Annotated in this window: 15 protein-coding genes and 1 pseudogene; 6 read left to right on the plus strand and 10 right to left on the minus strand. The window is 66.0% G+C overall.

Translation table 11 applies throughout. The annotated features are described in order from the left end of the window. Positions 1-126: 126 nt before the first annotated feature. Positions 127-1,002, plus strand: a complete 876-nt coding sequence (locus MJD61_02265; GenBank protein MCG8554104.1) for a chemotaxis protein CheX — start codon at positions 127-129, stop codon at positions 1,000-1,002. Positions 1,003-1,128: 126 nt separating this feature from the next. Here MJD61_02265 and MJD61_02270 read toward each other — a convergent pair whose 3' ends face one another. After that, entirely contained in the window at positions 1,129-1,839 is a 711-nt protein-coding gene (locus MJD61_02270; protein MCG8554105.1) for a hypothetical protein, read from the minus strand. Positions 1,840-1,914: 75 nt separating this feature from the next. Here MJD61_02270 and MJD61_02275 point away from each other — a divergent pair, with 75 nt between their 5' ends. From MJD61_02275 to MJD61_02285, 3 genes are all read left to right on the plus strand, one after another. Next, entirely contained in the window at positions 1,915-2,661 is a 747-nt protein-coding gene (locus MJD61_02275; protein MCG8554106.1) for an iron-containing redox enzyme family protein, read from the plus strand. Between the two features lie 148 nt (positions 2,662-2,809). Next, complete coding sequence (locus tag MJD61_02280; GenBank protein MCG8554107.1) at positions 2,810-4,411, plus strand: DUF4215 domain-containing protein; 1,602 nt, start codon at positions 2,810-2,812, stop codon at positions 4,409-4,411. A gap of 417 nt (positions 4,412-4,828) precedes the next feature. After that, positions 4,829-5,626 (plus strand): IclR family transcriptional regulator, encoded by a 798-nt coding sequence (locus tag MJD61_02285; GenBank protein ID MCG8554108.1) that lies wholly within the window; start codon positions 4,829-4,831, stop codon positions 5,624-5,626. 7 nt (positions 5,627-5,633) lie between these two features. On the opposite strand, the gene MJD61_02290 is transcribed toward MJD61_02285, so the two are convergent. The 8 genes and pseudogenes from MJD61_02290 to MJD61_02325 form a co-directional block, all read right to left on the minus strand. After that, positions 5,634-6,881, minus strand: coding sequence for a UxaA family hydrolase (locus MJD61_02290; GenBank protein MCG8554109.1), 1,248 nt, complete (start codon positions 6,879-6,881; stop codon positions 5,634-5,636). 238 nt (positions 6,882-7,119) lie between these two features. Beyond that, a pseudogene (locus MJD61_02295) lies at positions 7,120-7,434 on the minus strand (UxaA family hydrolase). Between the two features lie 132 nt (positions 7,435-7,566). Further along, a complete protein-coding gene (locus MJD61_02300) occupies positions 7,567-7,977 on the minus strand; it encodes an L-rhamnose mutarotase (GenBank protein ID MCG8554110.1) in 411 nt (136 codons plus the stop codon). A gap of 99 nt (positions 7,978-8,076) precedes the next feature. After that, on the minus strand, positions 8,077-11,181 hold the full coding sequence (locus tag MJD61_02305) for an efflux RND transporter permease subunit (protein MCG8554111.1): 3,105 nt from the start codon (positions 11,179-11,181) through the stop codon (positions 8,077-8,079). A 12-nt stretch (positions 11,182-11,193) separates the two neighbouring features. Next, entirely contained in the window at positions 11,194-12,843 is a 1,650-nt protein-coding gene (locus MJD61_02310) for an efflux RND transporter periplasmic adaptor subunit (protein ID MCG8554112.1), read from the minus strand. After that, positions 12,840-13,376 carry a TolC family protein gene (locus MJD61_02315; protein MCG8554113.1) on the minus strand — a complete coding sequence of 179 codons (537 nt, stop codon included), beginning with the start codon at positions 13,374-13,376 and terminating at the stop codon, positions 12,840-12,842. The genes MJD61_02310 and MJD61_02315 overlap by 4 nt, the downstream gene beginning before the upstream one ends. A 741-nt stretch (positions 13,377-14,117) precedes the next feature. Continuing rightward, positions 14,118-14,381: a hypothetical protein gene (locus MJD61_02320; GenBank protein ID MCG8554114.1), complete on the minus strand. Its 264-nt coding sequence runs from the start codon at positions 14,379-14,381 to the stop codon at positions 14,118-14,120. Continuing rightward, positions 14,378-16,453, minus strand: a complete 2,076-nt coding sequence (locus tag MJD61_02325; GenBank protein MCG8554115.1) for a hypothetical protein — start codon at positions 16,451-16,453, stop codon at positions 14,378-14,380. Before MJD61_02325 ends, MJD61_02320 begins: the two co-directional genes overlap by 4 nt. 672 nt (positions 16,454-17,125) lie before the next feature. On the opposite strand from MJD61_02325, the gene MJD61_02330 reads away from it, so the two are divergent. After that, complete coding sequence (locus MJD61_02330; protein ID MCG8554116.1) at positions 17,126-19,420, plus strand: hypothetical protein; 2,295 nt, start codon at positions 17,126-17,128, stop codon at positions 19,418-19,420. Positions 19,421-19,624: 204 nt separating this feature from the next. Here MJD61_02330 and MJD61_02335 read toward each other — a convergent pair whose 3' ends face one another. Then, the gene (locus MJD61_02335; protein ID MCG8554117.1) at positions 19,625-21,016 is read right to left on the minus strand and encodes a VWA domain-containing protein; all 1,392 of its coding nucleotides are present in this window, start codon (positions 21,014-21,016) and stop codon (positions 19,625-19,627) included. Positions 21,017-21,324: 308 nt separating this feature from the next. Between MJD61_02335 and MJD61_02340 the strand changes: the two genes are divergently transcribed. Further along, positions 21,325-21,505, plus strand: a 181-nt coding sequence (locus tag MJD61_02340; GenBank protein MCG8554118.1) for a hypothetical protein, incomplete at its 3' end; no start/stop codon positions are given.

Raw genomic sequence — 21,505 nt, forward strand, 5'->3', positions numbered from 1 at the left:
GACCTCCTCGAATATGCGCTGCACAGCATCGAAATTAACCGCAGTCTTCGTCGGTCCGCCTTGCCAGCGAGCCCCACTGCAGGCCCCAACCAACCAGGATTCCTGTGGCGAGGCACTAGACCAACCATGAGAATCCGCTTCTTCGGACAGTTTCTGTTGGCGGCGGGAATCGTCACCCCCTGTCACCTCGTGGCGGCTGTGGAACATCAGGAAGAGCATAACCTTGCGCTTGGGGACTACGCTGTGCGTTTGGGAATGCTCACGCTCGAGCAGGTCCTGAAGGTGAACGCATTGCAGGCGGCCAAGGATCTGCTCTTTGGCGAAGCAGCGATCGAGCTTGGTCTGCTCACGCAGCAACAGCTGGACAGCCTGGTCGCCGAGCAACAGCGCGAGCACATCAAGATCGGCGAGGCGCTCGTGGAGCTCGGCTACGTTGAAGCGAAAGAGGTGGAGCAGGCCTTCGAACGCTACCGCAAGCAGCAAGAGGAATTGGCCGCACAGGCAGAACAGATCCCGCAGGACGTCCCGATGCGATCCACCGTCTCGTGTGCCTTGGACGTGACCCGCAAGCTGCTCTACAGACGCTGGGGGCTTCAGTGCAAAGCAGAAGGGCTTGAGACGTTGCAGGGCGAAATCCGCCTGTCCGACGTAAACGCACATGTGAAGCTCAGCGGCGACGTTTCGTTGCGCTACGTGCTGGCCGTGCCGGCCGACGCGGCCAATGCCGGAGTGCATCGCATAACAGGCTCGACCGCGGTGTCGCGCGAGGAACGCAAGGACGCGGTGCTGGAGCTGGCCAACGTGGTAGGCGGCAAGCTGGTGGAGCACCTGGCCCAAAACGGCCACCAGGCCGACTTATCGCTGCCGGAGACGGTGCCGTTTCGCTGCCCGTTGGAGGACGGCACCGCCGTTGTACGCCGCCTGGCAACGCGCCACGGGCTACTCTTTACCGCCATCGTGGCGCACAAGGGGGCTCGGGCCCAGCAGCTCAACGGCGGTTAGCTCCTGGCCACAATGGCGCCATGGCCCGCGAGCCCGGAGACAAAACCGCAGGAATAGCAGCGCTGTTTCGAGGGTCTTGTCGAGGACGCAAGCGGCTATGGCGCCATTGTGGCCAGGAACTCGAGGTTAGAGGACGCTGCCCACAAAGGTCATCGAAAACGACAGTCCCATGCTCATCGAGCCCATGGGCAGCGGCTGGTTGGGAGCGAGGTCGATGGGCACGCTCGCAAGAACCTGAAAGCGACGCGATACCGACAAAAGGTGATCCGTGAGCGCCTGCAACCCGAGTGGCTGCAGCGCGATGGGCTGCGGCGCCGTGGTCTGGCCAGGCGAGGTAGGCGGCAGATGGCCCAGCAGGAATACGCCGGGCGATGTTCGGTCCACTACGCCCTGTGACCCCCAATACAGGTCGATGCCTGGTAGGCCCAGCGTGAGGCTGTTGCTCAACACGGCGTGCCGTATGTAATGCACCTCGATACTCGTGATGCTGCGCACGAGTGTGTGCAGCTCGCTGTTGAAGGCTTCCAGGTCGATCACGGTTGCGGGCACCCATAGCTCGATCGGATTCGGGTCGCACACCCCGTTGTTGCACGAAAACGTGACGAGGCTCTGACCCGGCGCCAGTTCGCAGAAGCCCGCCGGGCACGGCAGCGCGGCAATGGTAGCGCCGGCGTTGAGCTCCGGCGGCAGCGCCCGCTGCGCGCTCGAGATCTCGATGAGAGGCGAATTGGCCTGGGTTGTTTCCACGGTGACACGCAGCTCAGGTGGACGACAGGCTGCGCATGCAAGGGCGGCGCTGAGCACGAGCAGCACCTGCCGCGTGATCGGGCGACTCATGGCCGACAATTGTACCGTCCCAGCCGTACACGTCCAGGTTGGCGCTGCTCCAATGCACGGTCTACTCTGCGCCGAATGGACCTCGACGAATTCAGGGAAGCGCTCCTGGGCGTCATGGAGCAAAAGACGCACTGGACCTGGCCTCTGTTCACGTCCGGGGTCGTGGCCAAGGACCGCCTGCACGTCCACTTCGAGCAGGAGTACGCAACCTACGTTCGGGATTTTCCGGTGTTCGTAGGTCGAGCCTACGTGCAGTGCCCTCTGCCGGAGGTCCGGCGCGAGTTGGCAGAAAACCTCTACGAAGAGGAGACCGGCGGTCTCGTTGCGGGTCGCCCGCATCCGGAGCTGTTTCTGGAGTACCCCCGAGGGTTGGGCATGGACTTGTCCCGCTTCCGCAACGTGGAGCTATTGCCTGGGGCCCGGGCCTACCGGGACACGCTGGATGGACTGACTCAGCTCAGAGGCTGGGAGATCGCTGCCGCGGTAACCACCATCTTCATCGAAGGTACGCGCTACGAGCGAGGAGAGCTCGAGGAGGCTGCAAAAAAGCGTCCCCAACCGCCGCTGCGGGACCATCCCTTGGTGAGGTTCTACGGGCTACCCGAAGAGAGCCTCGCGCTGACCAAGGCGCATCGGCGCGTGGAGGGCGAACACCGAAGTGCAGCATGGCGCTGCGTGCTCAGCGGCACCGAGATACCGAACCGGGCCGAAGTTGTCGCCGCCATGCAGCGGGTCCTGGTTGCGTGGCTGGCCTACCGCGACGACGTGGCCCGAAACTGCGGCCTGAGCCGGTCCGGATCGCCGCAGGCACATCCCATCTGATCCGACCTTGATCGGTCAAGCCTGGATCCCGAAATCGTGCAATTGCATAGTATTGTGGCGTTTTTTTTGCGCAACATCGCAACAGGCCAAGAAAATCCGTGACCGATACCTGCGTTGTGGGCATTAAGGGGAAGCTGAGGAACCTGGTATGCGTGAGGGTCATGTGTGGAAGCCTGTCTTGTTTGCGGGCTTGGTAGTGGCTTGCGCCCAGTCCGCAAACCATGCGGGACAGCCAGCGGGCGGCGCCGCGGCCGGGCCGTCGGGGGCGGGTGCGGCGCAGGCGGGAGGATCGGGCCCAGCTCCCGGACTCTGCGGCGATGGCGTCCTCGCCATGGGCAGCGAGCAGTGCGACGACGGAAATCGCCTCGACGGCGATGGCTGCTCCAGTGCCTGCATGCTCGAACCAGGCTGGCGCTGCCCTGCCGCCGGAGTGCGCTGTGTCGCTGCCGAGTGTGGGGATGGCATCGTGGCAGCGCTTGGGTCCGGCGCGCTCGACGAGCAGTGCGACGATGGCAACAAGACAAACGGCGACGGCTGCTCCGCCATGTGCAGGATCGAATACGGATGGGTCTGCAACCTGACGACTTGCCGCCGAACGGTGTGTGGTGACGGTGTCGTGGAGGGCTGGGAGCAGTGCGAGGACGGGAACACGAATCCCTTCGATGGCTGCCACGACTGCGCTGTGCTGCCCCAATGCAGCGTGGGTGCCTGCCCTCCAGTCTGCGGTGACGGGCTGCTGTTCCCGGGCGAAGGCTGCGACGACGGCAATCGCCTCGACGGCGACGGTTGCTCGGCACATTGTCAGATCGAGCTTGGGTGGGCCTGCCAGCCAGTGCCCGTGGGAGCCACGGAGTTCCTGCCCGCCGAGCTCAGGATCCCTGTCGTCTACCGCGACTTCATCAGCCGGAGCACGATGGGCAACAGCCAGCACGAGCACCCCGATTTCGCCGACACCGAGGGCACTCAAGGCGTTTCCTCAGGAATGGTCGAGCCTACGCTCGATCCCAGCGGCAAGCCGGTGTACACGGGTGCGTGCGAGCAACAGCCGCCGGCTCCTGGTCCGCCGCCGCCCATCCCGCCACCGCTCGGCCCGGGCTGCCAGGGTCGCCAGACGCACTCCAAGGCTCTGTGGGATCAGTGGTACCTCGGTGGACCGCTCGCGGTCGTGATCCCCGATAGCCTCACGTTGAGTCGTCACGCAACCCATCAAGGCAAGTACTACTTTTCGCAAAGCGACTTCTTCCCGATCGACGGGCGCGGCTGGATGGCAACGGGCCAGGAGCAGAGTCCCTGCGGTGGCAGCAGGAACTTCAGCTTCACCACGGAGGCCCGCTACTGGTTCACGTTTCGCGGGGGCGAAGAGCTGAGCTTCAGCGGCGACGATGATGTGTGGGTGTTCATGGGCGGGCAGCTGGCCCTCGATCTAGGTGGTATCCACGGCCGCCTCGACGCGAGCATCACCTTGAATCCCGATGGTACGGCGAGCTGCGTCGGCGCGTGCGTCCTACACGAGCGCCCGCTGGGACTGCAGGCGGGGCAGCTGTACGAGATCGCCCTGTTCCATGCGGAGCGGCGGGGCTGCGGCTCCAACTTCGAGCTGGAGCTGACCGGTTTCGAGCGTGCGAAGTCGAGCTGCAGCGAGGTCTGCGGCGACGGGATCGTCACACCCAGCGAACAGTGCGACGACGGCAATCGGATCAACAACGACGTTTGCTCCAACGACTGCAAGCTGAACGTGGTGCTGCTGTAGCCCGCATCCCCAGTGCAGTGTGCCGATCCGCAACGCCAGTTCCGTTCAGCGACGGCCCCGACGATGCGCCGGAACATGCAGGAGTGAAACCAGGGGCGGAGGTGGCAACCTATACCTATCGGATGCTCCGCTAGGGACTGGTGTCTGTTTGGAATCGATGCCAGACCGAGCGCGCCCGCAGAATTTTGCGAGGACGAAAGCCGGCCTGGCGCGATTCTGAGTAGAAGCCCTAGCGCGTGTAGGTCAGCGGCACAGCGAACGCCCCAAGCTTTGCCTGGGGTCCGCACGGCTACAATCTCCACCACAAGCTGATGAGAAGCCTGTTACCATGTAGATAGCACACCACGTCGCAAAGTGCGGTCGAAGCCTGTTCCAACGGGCGCGACCAAGCCACGGCACGCAACCAGGAACACACCCTTGCCCAAAGACGCATCGAACTCCCCTCCTGCCACTGCCGGCAAGCCGCGCTACGCGGTCCCAGCGCTCGACAAGGGGCTCGCCATCCTCGAGTTCCTGGCGGCGGACGGCGGGGCCCACACCCAGACCGCGATCGCCCGCCAGCTTGGACGCTCGCAAGGCGAGATCTTCCGTATGCTCACCTGCCTCGAGCAACACGAGTACATCCGCCGGGGCCCTGGCAACGAGCGCTACACCTTGACATCGAAGCTGTTCGAGCTCGCGCACACCCATCCCCCGACGGCCAAGCTGATCGACTTGGCGCTGCCCACGATGCGCCATTTCGTCGAGCAGACCGAGCAGTCGTGCCATCTCGCCGTGCCGCAGAATCAGCAGGCGGTGGTGATCGCGCAGGTCGACAGTCCAGCTTTTGTCGGCGTCTCGGTACGGCCAGGTCGCACGCTGGGCTTTCATGAAGGCGCGTCCGGGCGCGTCCTGGCGGCTTTCGCACCGGCCGACATCCAGGCCATTTGGCTCGACGAGCTGAAAGCGAAACTCTCGGCCAGGCGCTACAAGGAGCTCACATCCGTGCTAGGTCGGATCCAGACGGCCGGACACGACATCTTCCCCAGCGTGGTGATCTCCGGCATTGTTGACCTCTCGGTGCCGGTGTTCGGACCGCGTGGTGGAGCACACGCGGTGCTGTCGTGCCCCTGCATTCCACGGCACCCCAAGAACACCGTCCCGCGTGTCATCAAGGACATGACGCGGGCTGCGGCTCGGATATCGCGCGACATCGGCTACGGCAGCATCGGTTAAGGAGCGCTCAACCTGCCGCCTCGCGGGCAGTCAGGCCGCGCGGCTGGTTTGCCGTCCGAGCTTGAAGCGTAGGCAGGCAGGACGGACCGCTGGGCTCGAAGTACTTGTAGGTTAGGATGAACTCCTGATGACCGAGCGCCTCTGACTTGCTCTCGCCTCCCCCGGCAACCCTGCACACCTCGTCAAAAATCTCCGCGCCCACCTCGTCCACATCGGCCAAGCCATCCAGGATGCGCCCCGCGTTGATGTCCATGTCGCCAGCCATGCGCCGGTAGGTCTCCGGATTCGCGCAGACTTTGATGACTGGCGAGATGGCAGAGCCCACCACCGAGCCACGACCCGTGGTGAACAGGATCAAATGCGCGCCGCAGGCGATCAACTCACAGATCTCGGCGTTGTCCGAGATATTGGGAAAACCGAAACGCACCTCTCCGTCCGGTACCACGTCCAGCAGGTACAGCCCGGGACCCGGCGGCAGCTCGCCGGGCTTGATGACTCCGCTGATCGGCGAATCACCTGACTTGGCATACGCCCCCATGGACTTCTCTTCCTGGGTCGTGAGCCCGCCCTCCGCATTGCCGGGCGCAAAGCTGCCGTAGCCCAGCGTCGCGTAATAGCCGGCGGCCTTCTCTACCGCCGCCTTGATAGCGTCCCCCAGCTCCGGTGTGACAGCACGCTCTGCCATGGTTTGCTCGCAGCCGATCAGCTCGCCGGTCTCCTCGAAAATGCAGCGAGCCTGCTCGGCTACCAGCTGGTCGAAGCAGCGTCCGACCGCTGGATTTGCGGAAATAGTGCTGGTGCCGTCGGAGCCCCCGCAGATCGTGCCGACCACGAGGTCGGCTAGCGTCATGTCCACGCGTGGCGTCGTGTCCGCCGCTGCGCGCACGCTGCGCACGGCTTCGAGCCCGGCCTCAAGCGTTGCCAGGGTCCCACCCTCGTCTTGAATCACTAGCGTCGTGCAGGGGCGGCCGCTCGCCTCGACGGCCGCGGCCAGACGGCCGCGATCAAAGCCCTCGCAGCCCAACGACACGATGACCACCCCCCCCACATTGGGGTGGCAGCACAGGCGCTTCATCTGCCCGAAGGCGTAGTCGTTGGGGTAGCAGCCGGGAAAACCGATCAGCTGTACATCGGGTCGATCTGCGGTCGATACGATCCGCCGCGCGACGTGATGTGCGCACTCGACGAGGTAGGTCACCGCTACGACATTGCGAATGCCCTTGCGACCATCCTCACGCAGGTAGCCCTTCACCATTGCACCTTGCGGTCCTTCCACACGTAACTGCTCAGGCCCCAGTCAGGCGGGTACCTCGCCACCACGCTATCGTAACCGTTCACCGGCATGTTCACCCTCGACGACGGCTTGCCGACTTCCGGAAGCGCCGAACGGCTCACAGGTTATCACCGCTTCCTTCGGTGCGATCCCCACGCGAGGCTCCGGGGCCGCCGTGTTGAACGTTGGAACGACTGGGCGCCGAGGGGCCGGCGGACGGCGCAGGTCGGGTGTGCGAGGGGATGTAGTTGCTCTGCATGTTCTCGAGGTGAACGTGTGCGCCGCGGGCGGTATCGGCTGTCATCGTGCCCACCGTGGCACCCAGCTTGATCACGGGGTCACCCGAGCGAAGATCCACACGTGCTATCTTGTGGCCGATCTCGATCGCGTCAAGTGCGGGCAGGCTGCGACCGTCCACCTCCTGCCCCTGGCCGGCCGCGACAGGGCGGGTACACACCAGCACGTTGTCGCGCGGGTGAAGCAGAACGAAGTAAGGGCGCTTGGGAGTCGCCGCGGGAGCCTGAGCACCGGCCAAGCGCTCGGGCGCTTCGCTCCCGCAGCCATGCCCTGCTTCGGCTCGCTCGGACAACGAGCGCGACGTCGAATCGTGTCTCTTTCCCATGAATCGTCGTTCTTTCGAAAAGGCAGGCGCCGCTCCCTCCGCAAGCTAGGAGCGCATGGGTTGGGATCCCAGCTCGAAGATCTTCTCCATCCGCCGCCACTTTTCACCGGGCTCGGCCTTTGGGAGCGGCTGTTGGTAACGCCACATCAACGTCTCCCATTCCCGCACCTTCCGATGGCTCGCATCCGCTGCCGGCACCACGCCTGGGGACGATACCGCGCTTGGGGACGGTACCTCGCCTGGGAAAGACACTGCTCTCGGAGAAAACGAATCGTCGGCTTCCACGATCATGAAGAGTCGATTCTCGACCAGGAAGATCTGCATCTCGACAATGCCGGCCTGACGAATGCTGTCGGCGATCTCGGGCCAGATTTGTTCATGATGCGCCTTGTACTCGGCAATTAGCGCCGGGTCGTCCTTGAGGTCCAATGCATAGCAATGCCGTTGTAGTCTCATGTTTCGCTCGGTTGGGGACCCGCCGCACGATGAACTATGCACCATTTTGCATACGAAAGCAGCTTTCCAATACCAGGTGAGCTCAGCCGCCGGCCCAGGCTAGCTTCTCAAGGCATCGTCCACGGCCCGCGTTTCACCGCCCCAGCGCGCCAGCAGGGCCGGCACGATCATCATGTTGAGCAGAGTAGACGTAGCAAGTCCCGTGAGGATGACAAGTGCCATGGGCGCCTGGATCTCGCTGCCCGGCTCGCCCAGCGCCAACGCGAGCGGCAATAGGCCCAACCCCGCCGTAACCGCGGTCATGACAATGGGGGCTAGACGCTCCCGAGCGCTCCGAACGACCGCCTGCTCGCGCTCGATATGCTGGAGCTCGAGCGCTCGGGCACGTGTGGCGAGCAGGATGCCGTTGCGCGTCGCAATCCCAAACAGGGTGATGAAACCGATCAGGCTCGCCACCGAGAGCACGCCTCCGCTCAGGAACACACCGACGACGCCGCCGGCCATCGCGAGCGGTAGATTCACCAGCACGATCGCTGCGCGGCGCAGACTGCGCAGCGTCACAGCCACGATCAAACCGATCCCGAGAATCGCCAGGCCGCCCAATACCAGCAGGCGTGAGGTCGCGGCCTGCTCGCGCTCGAACTGGCCCGAGAACTCGATCCGCATACCGGAAGGTACCGGGACGCGCTGGTTCACCCGGTCTCGCACTTCGCTGTAGACCCGGTGCAGGTCTCGTCCGGCGACGTTGGCGGTCACCACGATCCGTCGTTCGACGCTCTCGCGCATGATGTAGTTGGGACCCCGGGCACGCGTGACCTCAGCGAGCGCGGCGATCGGCACGACGGCGCCCGAGGGCGTCGATACGCGCGTGGCGCGCACGGCGGCCAGCGAACGCCGAACGGCCGCCGGATAGCGTACCACGACATCCGTCACGCTACCCTGCTCGTAGACGCCGCTTACCGTCTTGCCCCAGAGCGCGGTGCCAATCGCTTCGGCAGCATGACCCGGAGACAGGCCGTAGAGCGCGGCTTGCTCGGGCCGAACGCGTGCCACCAGCTGCGGAATGTCCACGCTCTGCTCAAGAGCGAGATCCACCAACCCGGGCACGCCTTGAACCGCATCGTGCACGCGCTTGGCGACCGCGCGTGCCTCGTCCAGACGCTCGCCGATGACCTTGATCGCGAGCGCCGCCCGCTGGCCCGAGATCATGTGGTCGATACGATGAGATATCGGCTGCCCGAGATTGAACTGGATGCCGGGCACCCCCGACAAGCGGTCGCGGATGTCGGCGAGACGCTGCGCCTTGCTGCGGTCATCCGCCCGCAATCGGACCTCGATCTCCGAAGCCTCCACGCCCTGGACATGCTCGTCGCGCTCCGCCCGGCCCGTGCGGCGTCCGGTGGACACGACCGCGGGGTCCCGCAGCAGCGCGCGCTCGGCGAGCGCACCCAAGGCGTCACTCTGCTCGAGCGAAGTCCCGGGCATCGTGAGCACCGCGATCGTGAGCCCGCCTTCGTTGAACTGGGGCAAGAACTCTCGACCCAGAAGCGCGAGCCCGCTCAACCCACCCGCCACCACGAGCGCGCTTGCACCGACCACGCTTCGAGGATGGCGCAGCGCGAACCCGAGCACCGGCGCGTAGAGCTTGCCCATTTGCTGGAACAACGGCGGCTCACGCCCCCACCGCGCGCGAGTCGCGCTCGGCAGCAGCAGCGAGCACAAGGCCGGCGTCACTGTCACGGCGACCACCAGCGAGCATGCGATCGACACCAGATAGGCCAGCGCCAGCGGGCGAAGCAGGCGACCTTCGAGTCCCTCGAGAAAGAGCAGCGGCACGAAGACGAGCATCAATATGGCGGTGGCGCTCACGATGGAAGGCCGGATCTCTCTCGTGGCGTCGAACACGGTCTGAAGGACGGATGCACGTTGGCTTTCCGGTTGGTGCGTTCGTTCGCGCAGGCGGCGCACCACGTTGTCCACGTCGACGATCGCATCGTCGACCAGCTCGCCCACCGCAATGGCCAAGCCACCGAGGGTCATGGTGTCCAGGCGCAAGCCAAGCTGATCGAGCACCAGCACCGAAGTGAGCAGGGAAAGCGGCAACGCCAGCGCGCTGATGGCCGTCGGACGAGCGCTCCACAAGAAGAGAAAGAGCACGCCGATCACCAGGATCATGCCGTCGCGAAGCACCGCCAGCAGGTTCTGAACCGCTGTCTGGATGAAGTCCGCCTGTCGAAACAGGTCGCGGTGGATTCTGACGCCCTGGGCGGCCAGGGGTCGCGCGAGCTGATCCAATGCGTCGTCGATGCCCTCGGTGACTTCGAGCGTGTCGGCGCCGGGCTGCTTGACGATGTTCAGAATCACCGCTGGCTCGGCGTTGTAGCTGCCCGCACCGCGTGGGGGTGCCGAGCCCAGGCGCACGTGTGCCAAATCGCGCACCAGGATCGGCACGCCCCCCCGCAGCGCCACGGGAATGCGGGCGAGATCGCCGGTGCTGTGCGAGCGGCCGAGCACACGGACCACCGCCTCCTGCCCTTTGGCCACCACGTAGCCGCCCGGCGTATTCTGGTTTCCCCGCGCGAGCGCTTGTACCAAGTGATCGATCGTGAGCTCGTGGCGCTCCAAACGATCGGGGTCCACGAGGACCTCGTACTGGCGTTGGAGTCCCCCCAGCGCGATCACCTGGGAAATGCCACGCACGGCCATGAGCCGCCGCCGCACCTGTACTTCCGCCACGCGGCGCAGCGCGAGCGCATCGATCGTGTCCGAGCGCAGCGCCACGAAGGCGATGGTCCCCATCACCGACGTGGGCGGCGCCAGCAAAGGGGCGTCCGCCTCGGGAGGTAGCGGAGCCAGCCCCTGCAGGCGCTCCGTGACTCGCAAGCGGGCCACGGTGGCCTCGGTATCCCAGTCGAACTCGACCCACACGAGCGAAATCCCCGGCGCCGATGCGGAGCGCACCCTGCGCACCCCGACCACGCCGGCGACCGAGGTCTCGATCGGAAACGTGACCAGCTGCTCCACCTCCTCGGCAGCCAGGCCGGTGGCTTCGGTGATGATCGTGACGCGCGGTGCCGTCAAATCGGGAAACACGTCCACGGGCATCTGTGCGCCGCGCATGATACCCAGGACGCACAAGGCGCTGGCTGCCCCCAGCACCAGCCAGCGCCGTCGCAGCGAGAGACGTAGCAGAAACTCGATCATGGCAGCCGACGCCTAATGGACGTGCCCGTGCGCAGGTGCGCCGGAGGTACGCGATGCCAGGCGCACGATTGCCGCTCCACGCGTGACCACCCTCTCGCCAACCCGTAGACCCCGTACGACGCCCAACGTGTCCCCGGCGCTCGGGCCCACCCGCACCCGGCGCTCCTCGAAGTGCTCCCCATCCAGCTGCACGTAGACCAGGGGCTGACCGTCCTGTTCTTGCACCGCGTCGCTCGGCACGACCACGCCCTGCCAGGTCGCGCCCGCGGGCACGGCCATGCGTACCATCGCGCCCACGCGCAGGCGTGGATCGGGCTCACGCAGGGCGTAGATGACGTCCACCGTGCGCGAGCGCGGGTCGACTGTTCGCCCCACGCTGACGAGCGAAGCGGTCGGCCGCTCTCCGGAAAGTCGAAGCGGCTGCCACGAGTCGACCCCCGGCAGCAAGAAGCTCGCGTCCAGCTCGGCGCGCAGGCGTGGAGCATCGTGCTCGGGAACGCGCGCTCGCAGCCAGAGCTCGCCGAGGTCGACGATCCGAAACAGAAGCTGTCCGCTCGCAACCGACTTGCCGGTGGTCGCCCGCACCTCGACCACGACTCCGGAAATCGGCGCAGTCACCCGATACATCCCGCCGCCCTTACCGCTTGCAGCGCCCGTGAACAAGGCTTGGGCGCGCTTGGCTGCCGACAGCGCCTGCTCGGCCACGCGCAGCTCTCGCCGCGCATCCTCAAGCTGCCGCCGCGGGATGGCACGCGCTGCGATCAAGCGCCTGGCGCGTGCCAGCGCGGCGCGGCCGGCCTGCACTCGGGCCCTGGCTTGCACGACCTCCAACTTCGCCCGCGTCCCAGCCTCCGGCGCGGTGGGCGCCGGGGCAAGGCCCGCGAGCAGATCCCCGCGCGTCACCTTCTGCCCTGGCCTTGGCAACCCCGTGCTCGGTGCCACCACGCGACCCGCAATGGCTGCTCCGACCTCCGCCTGCCCGCCCGGTGGCGTAACGACCTCCCCCGACACCACCAGCGACGGCGTAACCTGGCCGCGCACCACCTCTGCGGTTGCAAACGGAATCTGCCACTGCTGTTCTTTGAGAAACTCGATGGCTTCATCGCTCGCCTGCTTCGCGTCCTGCCGCGCATGCCTGGCCGCGCGCGCGCTCTCGTGCATGCGCACCTGAAATCCGCCCACCGTCTCCCGACTACCTGGTCGGGCAACCACCACCTTGGCACTGTAGACCCCTGCAGCAGCAACCACCATCGTCGCCCGGAACACCCCCGGCCGCACACCGTGCAAGGCCTCTGCAAGCAGCGAGCCCCCACCCTGCAGCTCCAATCTCACCGACGCCTCTTTTAACGGCTCGAATCCCTCGAGCAGCGTGAGGTGCGCCACGAACTCCCAAGCCTCCCCCGCTAACGCAACCCCATGCTCCGCATACAACTCCATCCTCTCCGTCCACCTGGTAACCCGCACCACCTCGTGGCCGTGGCCGTGGCCGTGGCCGTGGCCGTGGCCGTGATCGTGGTCGTGGTCGTGATCGTGGCCGTCGCCGTGGCCGTCGCCGTGTCCGTGTCCGTGCCCATGCCCATGCCCATGCTCGTGACCGCGCGCCCCCCCGCTCTCACATCCCATCAGCGCCAGTGCGCAACCCGCAAGCATCGCCCGCCTCACGGGAGCTCTCCCGCCGCAACCCGCACCTCCGCCTCCGCTCGCTTCGCCGCCAGCAGCAGCTCCAGCCTGCGCTGCGCCGCCTGCGTTTGGGCTTGCTGCGCGTCCAGCAGTTCCACCAGCGAGCGCTCACCCTCGCGATACCCGCTGTAGGCTGCTTGAAGCAGCGTCTGGAGCGGCTCCGCGGTTACGCGCTCGAAGCGCTCGAGCTCCGCATTCGCCGCCTCGTACACAGCATGCGCGGCCGTGATCTCGGCCTTCAGCGTGCGCTCCAGAGCTTCGAGCCGCGCGTTGCTGAGCGCGCGCTGCGCCTCCGCTTGAGCGCGAAGCGCCTGTCCATGATCGAACAACGGAACATTGAGCGCGAAACCCGCGGCATAGCCGTAGCGCATGTCCTCCATGTTGGCCCCGGCCGTCACACTGAAGATGGGCAGCCAGGTCCAAGCGGCCCGCTTTTCCGCGACGCGCGCCAAGGTCCGCGAGCGCCGGGCATGCGAGACGGCTTGGCGCCCCTCGAGCGCCCGCTCCAGCAACACCTGCGGTTGATCCAACACCGCCACCCGCAGCGAGGCAGCCACCTGAAGCTTGCTCGCCTCCAGCCCGAGCAAGCCGGCAAGCCGAGCCTTGCCCGCACGCCGCGAGCCGACCGCCAGGGCAAGCCGACTGCCCGCTAGCTCGCGCGCGATCCGCAGACGCGCGCTCTCGTATCCAGAGGCCGTGCCCGCACGCTCTCGCCGCTCGAGCACGCGCGAGGCTTCACCCAGGTTGGCCTGGGTCCGGTCGAGCAGCTCGACACGGCGCGCAGCGATCACCAACGCGTAGTAGGCATGCAGCGCCTCGAGCAGCGCGCCGTTACGCGCAACCGAAGCCACCGAGCGCATCCACGCGCTCCTGGAGGCTGCAAGCGAACGCACCGCTAGCGGGCGCGCGACGTCCACCCGCAGACTTGCCGTCACCACGTCCTGCGCGCTGAAGGGACCCGTGGTCAACGCCTGCCTCTGCCAGCCTAGCTGTGGATTGCGCATCAACCCTGCAGTTCGCTCCTGCGCGTCCGCGAGCCGCATGGTGTGCAGCGCTACTGCGGCTGCGGGTGCTCGCTCGCGAGCGATGCGAATCACCTCTGCCTCGGTCAGCAACGCCTGCGCTTGCAGCGTGTGGATGAAGGCGCACGGACCGGGCAGAAGGATCAGCGCGGCGAGCCATCCGGGCGACAAACGGCTCCGAGCAGCGGTCGGAATTTCAGCGGTGGCGGTACGCTCTGCGTGGCCCACAATCACCTAGCTAAGCAGCGATAGCACGGTTTCGAGGGTGTGATGCACGTGCTCCGAGAAAAGGACGATCGCCAGCACGGTGCTACCCAACCCTACCTGGAACACCACATGGGGCCAGCGCCGCCAGCCGCGACGCGGGTCCACGAGCGCATGCACGCGTGCGCTCAAGTCCCCGTCGAGCAACGAGACCCCGGGCGCAGGTCGATGCACGTGCCGGCGCGCCAAAGCAAGCATCGTCAGAAACACTCCCCGGCGGGCAAGCGGATTCACTGGAAGGCTTGTGGCACGTTGGTTTGGCCGCTTTCGTTGTGGCCCCAGCAGGTGACGGTGTCCGCTTTGGTGACGGCGCAGCTGTGCCGGTAGCCGGCGCTGACGTGCTTGTATCGACCAGCCGGTGCCATCAGGTGGCCATCGCGGTCTCGACCCCAGCACAGCAAGCTCGAGTCGGCGCGCAGGCCGCAGCTCACGTGCTCGCCGGCGGAAACCTGGGTGAAAAAGTCCGGGGGGGCGCTGGCTTGACCAAAGAGATCGAAGCCCCAACACACGACCTTGCCGTCGTCCTTGAGGCCGCAGCTGTGCCGATCCCCCGATGACACCTGGACAAAGCGCCCTGCTGGCGGCTGCAGCTGTCCGTGCTCGTTTGCGCCCCAGCAGCGAATGCTCCCGTTGCTGCGCAGCCCGCAGCTGTGGTCGCCCCCAGTGGACAGCTGCTCGAACCTGCCTGCGGGCGCCTTGGTGCGACCGTCGTGGCCAAAACCCCAGCACTCGGCCACTCCACTCGGACGCAGCCCACAGCTGAAGTCGAATCCCGCCTCGACCTGCATGAAGATCCCTTTGGGTGCGGCTAGCTGTTGGTGGTAGTCCGAGCCCCAGCACAGGACCGTGCCATCTGGCTCGATCCCGCAATTGTGGGAAGCGTCGCTCGTGATCTGCACCAGCTGCTGTGCGGGAGCCTGCAGCTGCTTGGCTGCGTTGGCGCCCCAGCACCGGCTGGTCCCGTCGCTCCTCAGCGCGCAGCTGTGGTCCTGGCCCACGCCAGCATGGGCTCCCCTGGCCAGACAGATGCTGGGGTTGCCGGGCAAGCAGGCAAAGCCCGGCTCCCGCCGGCACAGGGCGGTGCAACCGTCGCCGTCCAGCTGGTTGCCATCATCGCAAGGCTCGTCCTGGTCGAGCCGCGCGTTGCCGCACAGGGCCGGGTCAGGCAGCGCCATGGGATCTCGAGGCTCGGCGCAAGGAAACTGAACCGCCCTCAGGCGGCGCATGCCGGCTTCGATGTCGCTCCAGGCCAGCGCCATGCGGCCGTCGTTGCCCACGTCTATGGCCGGCGGATCGCCTGCTTCTGCCGCCAGCGATACGTCGGTCCGCTCGATGAGCGTTCCGACGCGATCGAGGAATGCGACGCGAATGCTCGGCTCCCGTACCGCGCCCCCGCGCAAGGCGCGGTAGGCCGCCACGTAGCCCTGGGGATGCAGCGCGATCGAAGCACCGGTGCCCTGAAAGGGGTTGGACACGACAGGCAGCTCCGCGCCCACCACGCTGCCCATGGCATCGATGCGACGCAGTCGGATCTGACGGCTCGCACCTCCGATCGTGAAGGAGTACATGATCGCGCCGCCCTCGGCGCCGGTCGCGAGGTCGACGTGCTCCGCGACAAAGGCAGCCTTGGAGACTTCCTGGCTCGAACCACTAGCCCGGCCCTCGGAGTCCAGCACTTGCAGCCGCACCTGGCTGCCGAGGGGTGATTGCGTGCGATAGGCCAGCACCGTAGCCCCGTTGCCGACCGGCCCCAGCCCAAGGTCAAAGGCCTGCTCGTCACCAAGCGCCGCCACCGTGTGTTCGATGCCAGCCGGTGCGCCCTGGGCCGTGACTCGGCGCGCCTTGATGAAGCGCTGGCCGCTGGCGGGGTCGGTCTCGGCCCAAGCAGCCAGCGCCGAGCTTTCGTCGCCCACCAGCGCGACCGAAGTCTTGCGCCAGCCGGTTTGGTCGAGCCGCCGGTCCTGAAGCTTGCTGTTCGCACCCGAGCCGGGATCGAGCGCTGCGACCCGCACCTCGGACGAGCCCAACGGCTTGTGGACCCAGGCCGCCAGCCACCGGCGACCGCTGGGGCTCAACGCCGGTGCCGCAAGCACGTCGCACGCACCCGTCGGCCGGATGGCCCACAACTGCGGCGGCTGCCTGAGACTCGGCGAAAGCCCCAGTGTCAACTCATCGCCGCACGGCTCACCAGGAGCGACGTACGCCAGCAGCCCGCGGTTCGCCGTCTTCATGATCGAAAGCGCCGAGAGCATGCCACGTTCGGTCATGTCCCGGCCAAGCTCGAGCACGGGGCACTCGTTGCTCATCGTGACCGGGCTCGGCGCTGCCAGCCCGCTGTCGGGCCGTGTCGGGATCCCTGCATCTCCGGGCGCTGCGCTGCCCCCGATCGGCGCGTGACCTGCCCGACCGCCGCCGCCCGAGCCTGCACGAGAGACCGGAGGCGCCGTAGCCGATGCGCCCTGACCCTGCTGGCATGCCCCCAAAGGCAACGCCGTCACCGCCCAAAAAACAACAAGCAAGCTCGGACGAGCGCAGGGCCGGACGCCCGATCTGGGCATCGCAAGCACACGATCATTCTATCACAGCACCAGCCACAGTCGGGCGTTCACCGGGGTGTTCGCCTCTACGACGGCTTCCCAGGCGGCTTTCTGGGCGGCTTTCGTCCTCGGCCTCGCCCTGCGCTGCAGCTGATTCCAACCGCAGCCGCACAGTACTCGTCGGGCGATTCCTGCGGGCCCGCTCACCCAGAAAACCTCCTGAAGACCCGACTCCCAGGGGCCTGAACGGTTACATGGTCAGGTTTCGCTTCGTTGTGACTACATCCGCTGCACAAGACCGACAGTTGCGGACAAGCACCATAGAAAACAAGGTGAGAATGGATGCGTGATCGTACGTTGTAGTACTCTTATGTATCAGCACAATTCCTTTGTGGATAGATTGTTTGACTGCTAGAGTAATGGCTCGGATATTCGATTGGTATGCGCGCGCGTCGTCTAGGTTCGAACCCCTGGCTGGTGGCCGCGTTCTGTGTCGCTCTGAACGCGTGTGTGGACGGATCCACCGCGGCTCCCACAGCCCGATACGGTCAGGGCGCAGGCGGGTGCGTTGACCGCGACGGCGACGGTTTCGGCCGGGGCTGCCTCAAGGGAACGGACTGCAACGACAACGATCCCCAGGTGCAGCGCGGCTGCGGTCGTTGTGTACGCCCCTCCGAGGGGTGCGCGTGCGCCGAAGGGCAGGCGCCGATCGAATGCAGCTTGCCTGAAACGAGGAACGTGCAGGGCCTCACGGTCTGCCATCGCGGCAGCCGCTACTGCCGAGACGGCCACTGGACCGGCTGCGAATCCGTGCACGACTACCTGCCGTCCGACAGCGAAGCGGCCTCCAGGACCGATCCAGACGCCGGCGGCGCCCCGTGCAGTGCCTGCGACCTCAAGTGCAGGAAGGTCAGCGACCCCATCGACAGCCTCATGGATGCCGGAGTTACGGACAACATCGCGTTTCGCGACGGAGGCAGCATCGTGCTGGCCGCCCCGGACGCCGGCGGCGCGAGTGTGTGTCCCAGCTACCAAAAGGACTGTGGCAGCGGTTGCGTGACGGTCTCGACCGACCCGAACAACTGCGGCGACTGCGGCGTCGTTTGTACCGGCACCCAAACCTGTTCGGCCGGCCGGTGTCAGGCCACGTGTCTTCCCGGGCTGCACCCGTGCAACAACACGTGTGTCAACCTGCACGCAGACAACGACAACTGCGGTTTCTGCGGCAACACCTGCGCCGCCGGACGAGGCTGCGTCTGGAGTACCTGCAGGACGACTGCGGTCACCTATACGGAGCCTGCCATGTGCGCGGGCGGTGGGCCGCCCCTGGACATCAGCGACGGATCGACTCCGATCTGTGCCATCGATCTCGCGAACGAAATCTTCGATCACGCGCTGTGCTCGTGCGATGGTTTCGATCAACAGGCGAGCCTGCTCGTCGATGCCTACAACAGCGCCCTGGGACCGTATGCTCCTGGTGAGCTCGGCGGGAACATCGGAGTCAACACCGGCGCCATCAGCATCTCGGCCGAGACCACGGTCTGGGGTGACTTGCTCTATGACCCGTCGGCCACCCAGAGCGTCGGCGCGCCGCTGACCGTGTACGGCACCAGCGCAGCCCAGAGTCTACCCTGCCGCGCCTGCCCCCCGAACGAGCCCATCGACATCGCCGCAGTGGTCGATGCGCACGAGCTCGACAACGACAACGCGCTCATCGGGCTCGACCCGGCCCTGTGGAGCATGGGCGCGCCCATAAGCGCGCCGGCCCATCTGCGCTTACCCTGCGGGCACTACTACCTGGACAGCATCCATAATCAGGTGCCGAGGGTGCTTGCGGTGCACGGCAGAACCGCGCTCTACCTCGGGGGCGCATTCGACAGCAGTTCCTTCTTCATGATCTATCTCGCGCCCGACGCCGAGCTCGACCTCTTCATCAAGGGTGCCCTGAGCTCGAGCTCTGCGCTGCACATAGGCTCCCCAAACCACCCCGGCAATTTTCGCCTCTACGTCCACGATGCAAGCGCTATCTCCCTGGACCCGGGCTTCAAGCTGGCAGGAAACCTCTACGCTCCGAACGCCAGCGCGAGCTTTTCCATGTCTCCAGTCGAGGTCCACGGCGCGGTCTTCGCGCAAAGCTACCAGTCCTCGAGCACGATGAGCGTCCATTACGACAAGCTGGTGGATACCCGCACGTCGTGCGCGGCCTTGCCGATCCTGCGCCCGGGCAGCTATTGGCAAGACTTGCCGCCGCACGGCTGCGGAACCAACGAAAGACCGGACTGGCAGGACCTGACCTTCAGCGCGTCCATGCCCAGCGACACCAGCATCCGCTTCGAGGCTTGTACGGCGGACACCGAAGCCGGGCTTGACGGTTGCAGCTACGAAGCCGTGGGCTCGGTGTACGCCGCCCACAGCTGCAGCACCGACCTCGACTGTGTGAACCGGCCCGTCAAGGGCAGCGCGCGCACAGGGCAGTGCGGCCCGAACGGTGTCTGTCAGTTCGTCAACGGAGCCAAATGTACGACCGGCGCCGACTGCGCAACGGACGCCGCTTGCGCTGCGGGAACATGCTGGCACACCGGTCAACCCCTCGATCTGGGCGTCGGCATCGGCGCCGACAGCAACTACCTGCCCTTCTGTCGAGTCCGGTTCACGCTCATGCCGAATCGCACGCACGATCAAACGCCCGTACTCAGCAGCTGGGACATCACCTACAGCTGCCGCAACGTAGAGTAACAGACCGCTTGCTCGCCGCGGCCTACTATTGCGAGGACGGCCGCGAGCACGTAAGCGGCTGCGGCGCCATGGTCGAGCGGAGGAGTTCCCGTCCAGAATGGATGCCAGAGCCAGCGCGCCCGCAGCGGACCCCGCAGCAATAGTCTACTATTGCGAGGACGGCCGCGAGGACGTAAGCGGCTACGGCGCCATTCTGGGCGGGAACTAGAGCAGCACCAGGGTCTTGCAGCCTAGCTCGATATCGACTCGCCCGCTTTTCGTGTTCTTGAAGGTCTCGCAGACGTCGTCACAAACCTGGATCTTGCTTGGCTTGCCGCCCGTGGCCGGATCGTGGTCGTAGTACCATCCCCTGGGGTTGGCTTCGCAGTTGGTCTTGGCGCCGACGTGGATCAGCTTCTCTTCGACGCCGGCAGCGTCGGTGAAGCGCACGTTGACCTTATCCAGCTCGAGGCGGGTCGCTGGATGCGGGACGGGCAGCTTGAACTCGCAGTCGAGCGTCGTGCGGCGGATCGTATCGAGCGCGCTCAAGAACTGCCCTGTGAGATCGCTGCCCGGGTCGACGAGCAAGGGCTCGCCGGTTCCACCATCGCTGGCGAGCGCCTTGAGGCTCTCGAGCGCGTCCGCCTGGCTGCCGGACAACACACCTATGGCGTAGGTGCGCACCCCGGCCCGCCGGCCGGCCCGGGCGATGGCGCCGATCTCGTGAGGCTGGATCTGGTAGCAAATCGAGCTCGCCGGGGCATCGGACACGCTCGTGGGTTGCCCGTCGGTGGCAAGCACCGCCACGACCGTATGCTCGGGGTGCGATCTGACGCGAAGCTGTGCGCGTTGAAGAGCACCCTTCAGGGCCGGCGCAGTCGGAGTCAAGCCACCCGGCACCGGGGCCTGAGCTCGCAACGACTCCTCCAGCTTGGCCGCGTTCTCGGGCAAGCTGTCGATCGCAACAGCTGGCTCGGCGTAGTCTGCGGGGTGACAGGATGCGTACTTGGCGCAACGCGCGCGCGGCGCGAGGCAATCGCCCAGCCTATCGCAGCCGCCCGCTCCCAGCGTCGTGCATGGAACGGACAGATCCAGGCTGCACTGCCCAAACGGCTCACAAAGGTTGCTTGCGCCAGTGCAGTGCTGGTCGCTAGCGCAGAAGCGCACTTTCAGCGTGCTGCGATCCGAACAGACCCCGTTCAGGCAGGGCCCGTTGCCGGCGCATTCGGTATCCTGCTCGCACGCATCGGGCACACCCCCGCGGGGCAATGGGAAGTACTGCAGCCCCACCCCCAAGCCTTTGGAGCGTGGATCGCGCAGGAACTCTTCGAGCGCCGAAGCCACCGCTCGCCATTTGCTCTGGGTATTGCTCGCAGCGTCCAGCCAACCCATCATGGAGCCGGAGCGGTCCAGCATGATGTACATGTCCAGCTGTACAGCGCGGGCCCGTTGGGTCTGACCGACGCAGGCAGCACCGGGTACAGGCTTTCCCGGCCCGCTCGGACCCGAGCCCGCCCGGCCCAGGGCGTCAGGGGGAGGCGGCGCTGGCGCAGGGTCCCCAACACCGGCCTGGCAGGCCGAAATGAGCGCGAGCACGCCGATTAGATCAACCGGCACGCAAGTGCGGAACTGCGATTGAGGTTTCTTTACCAACCCTAGGGACACGAATCGTGCAACGGCTCAAACCGGGGCGAGCCGAACCCCACAGCCTCAAGCCCCTGAAAACATGAACCGGGGGTTCGGCACCGACAGTCGCTGCCGCCATTGCGCTGCTTGCCGGGCAAAGCCTACACGCTGAAATAGCTGGAATACGGCTGCGCGCTTTTCCAATGTTTTCAGGAAAAAAGCGCCAGCTCGGCGCGCTACCGCCAAAGAACAGTTTTCAGTCAGCCGTTGGATCTACAGATGCGAGGAGTCGTGCGTCCATGAGCGACGAGAACGATCCCAACGGGGTATCCCTCCCACCTTTCGGGCGGATCAGCGTCTTTGGGGACCGTGGAAGCCTATTCCGAAACCGTGTCAGTGTCTTGGGTGATGTGGCCGGCCATGAAGGCGAAGGACACCGTTCCAGCATGCTCGCTGCTCGCAGCAGCTTGCTCGGGGAGC

This window comes from Pseudomonadota bacterium (assembly GCA_022361155.1).
Lineage (GTDB): Bacteria > Myxococcota_A > Polyangia > Polyangiales > JAKSBK01 > JAKSBK01.

Bases quoted from the DNA above. Each gene is read 5' to 3' on its own strand.
- MJD61_02265 (MCG8554104.1), top strand. From the start codon at position 127: ATGAGAATCCGCTTCTTCGGACAGTTTCTGTTGGCGGCGGGAATCGTC.
- MJD61_02270 (MCG8554105.1), bottom strand. From the start codon at position 1,839: ATGAGTCGCCCGATCACGCGGCAGGTGCTGCTCGTGCTCAGCGCCGCC.
- MJD61_02275 (MCG8554106.1), top strand. From the start codon at position 1,915: ATGGACCTCGACGAATTCAGGGAAGCGCTCCTGGGCGTCATGGAGCAA.
- MJD61_02280 (MCG8554107.1), top strand. From the start codon at position 2,810: ATGCGTGAGGGTCATGTGTGGAAGCCTGTCTTGTTTGCGGGCTTGGTA.
- MJD61_02290 (MCG8554109.1), bottom strand. From the start codon at position 6,881: ATGGTGAAGGGCTACCTGCGTGAGGATGGTCGCAAGGGCATTCGCAAT.
- MJD61_02300 (MCG8554110.1), bottom strand. From the start codon at position 7,977: ATGAGACTACAACGGCATTGCTATGCATTGGACCTCAAGGACGACCCG.
- MJD61_02305 (MCG8554111.1), bottom strand. From the start codon at position 11,181: ATGATCGAGTTTCTGCTACGTCTCTCGCTGCGACGGCGCTGGCTGGTG.
- MJD61_02325 (MCG8554115.1), bottom strand. From the start codon at position 16,453: ATGAGCAACGAGTGCCCCGTGCTCGAGCTTGGCCGGGACATGACCGAA.
- MJD61_02330 (MCG8554116.1), top strand. From the start codon at position 17,126: ATGCGCGCGCGTCGTCTAGGTTCGAACCCCTGGCTGGTGGCCGCGTTC.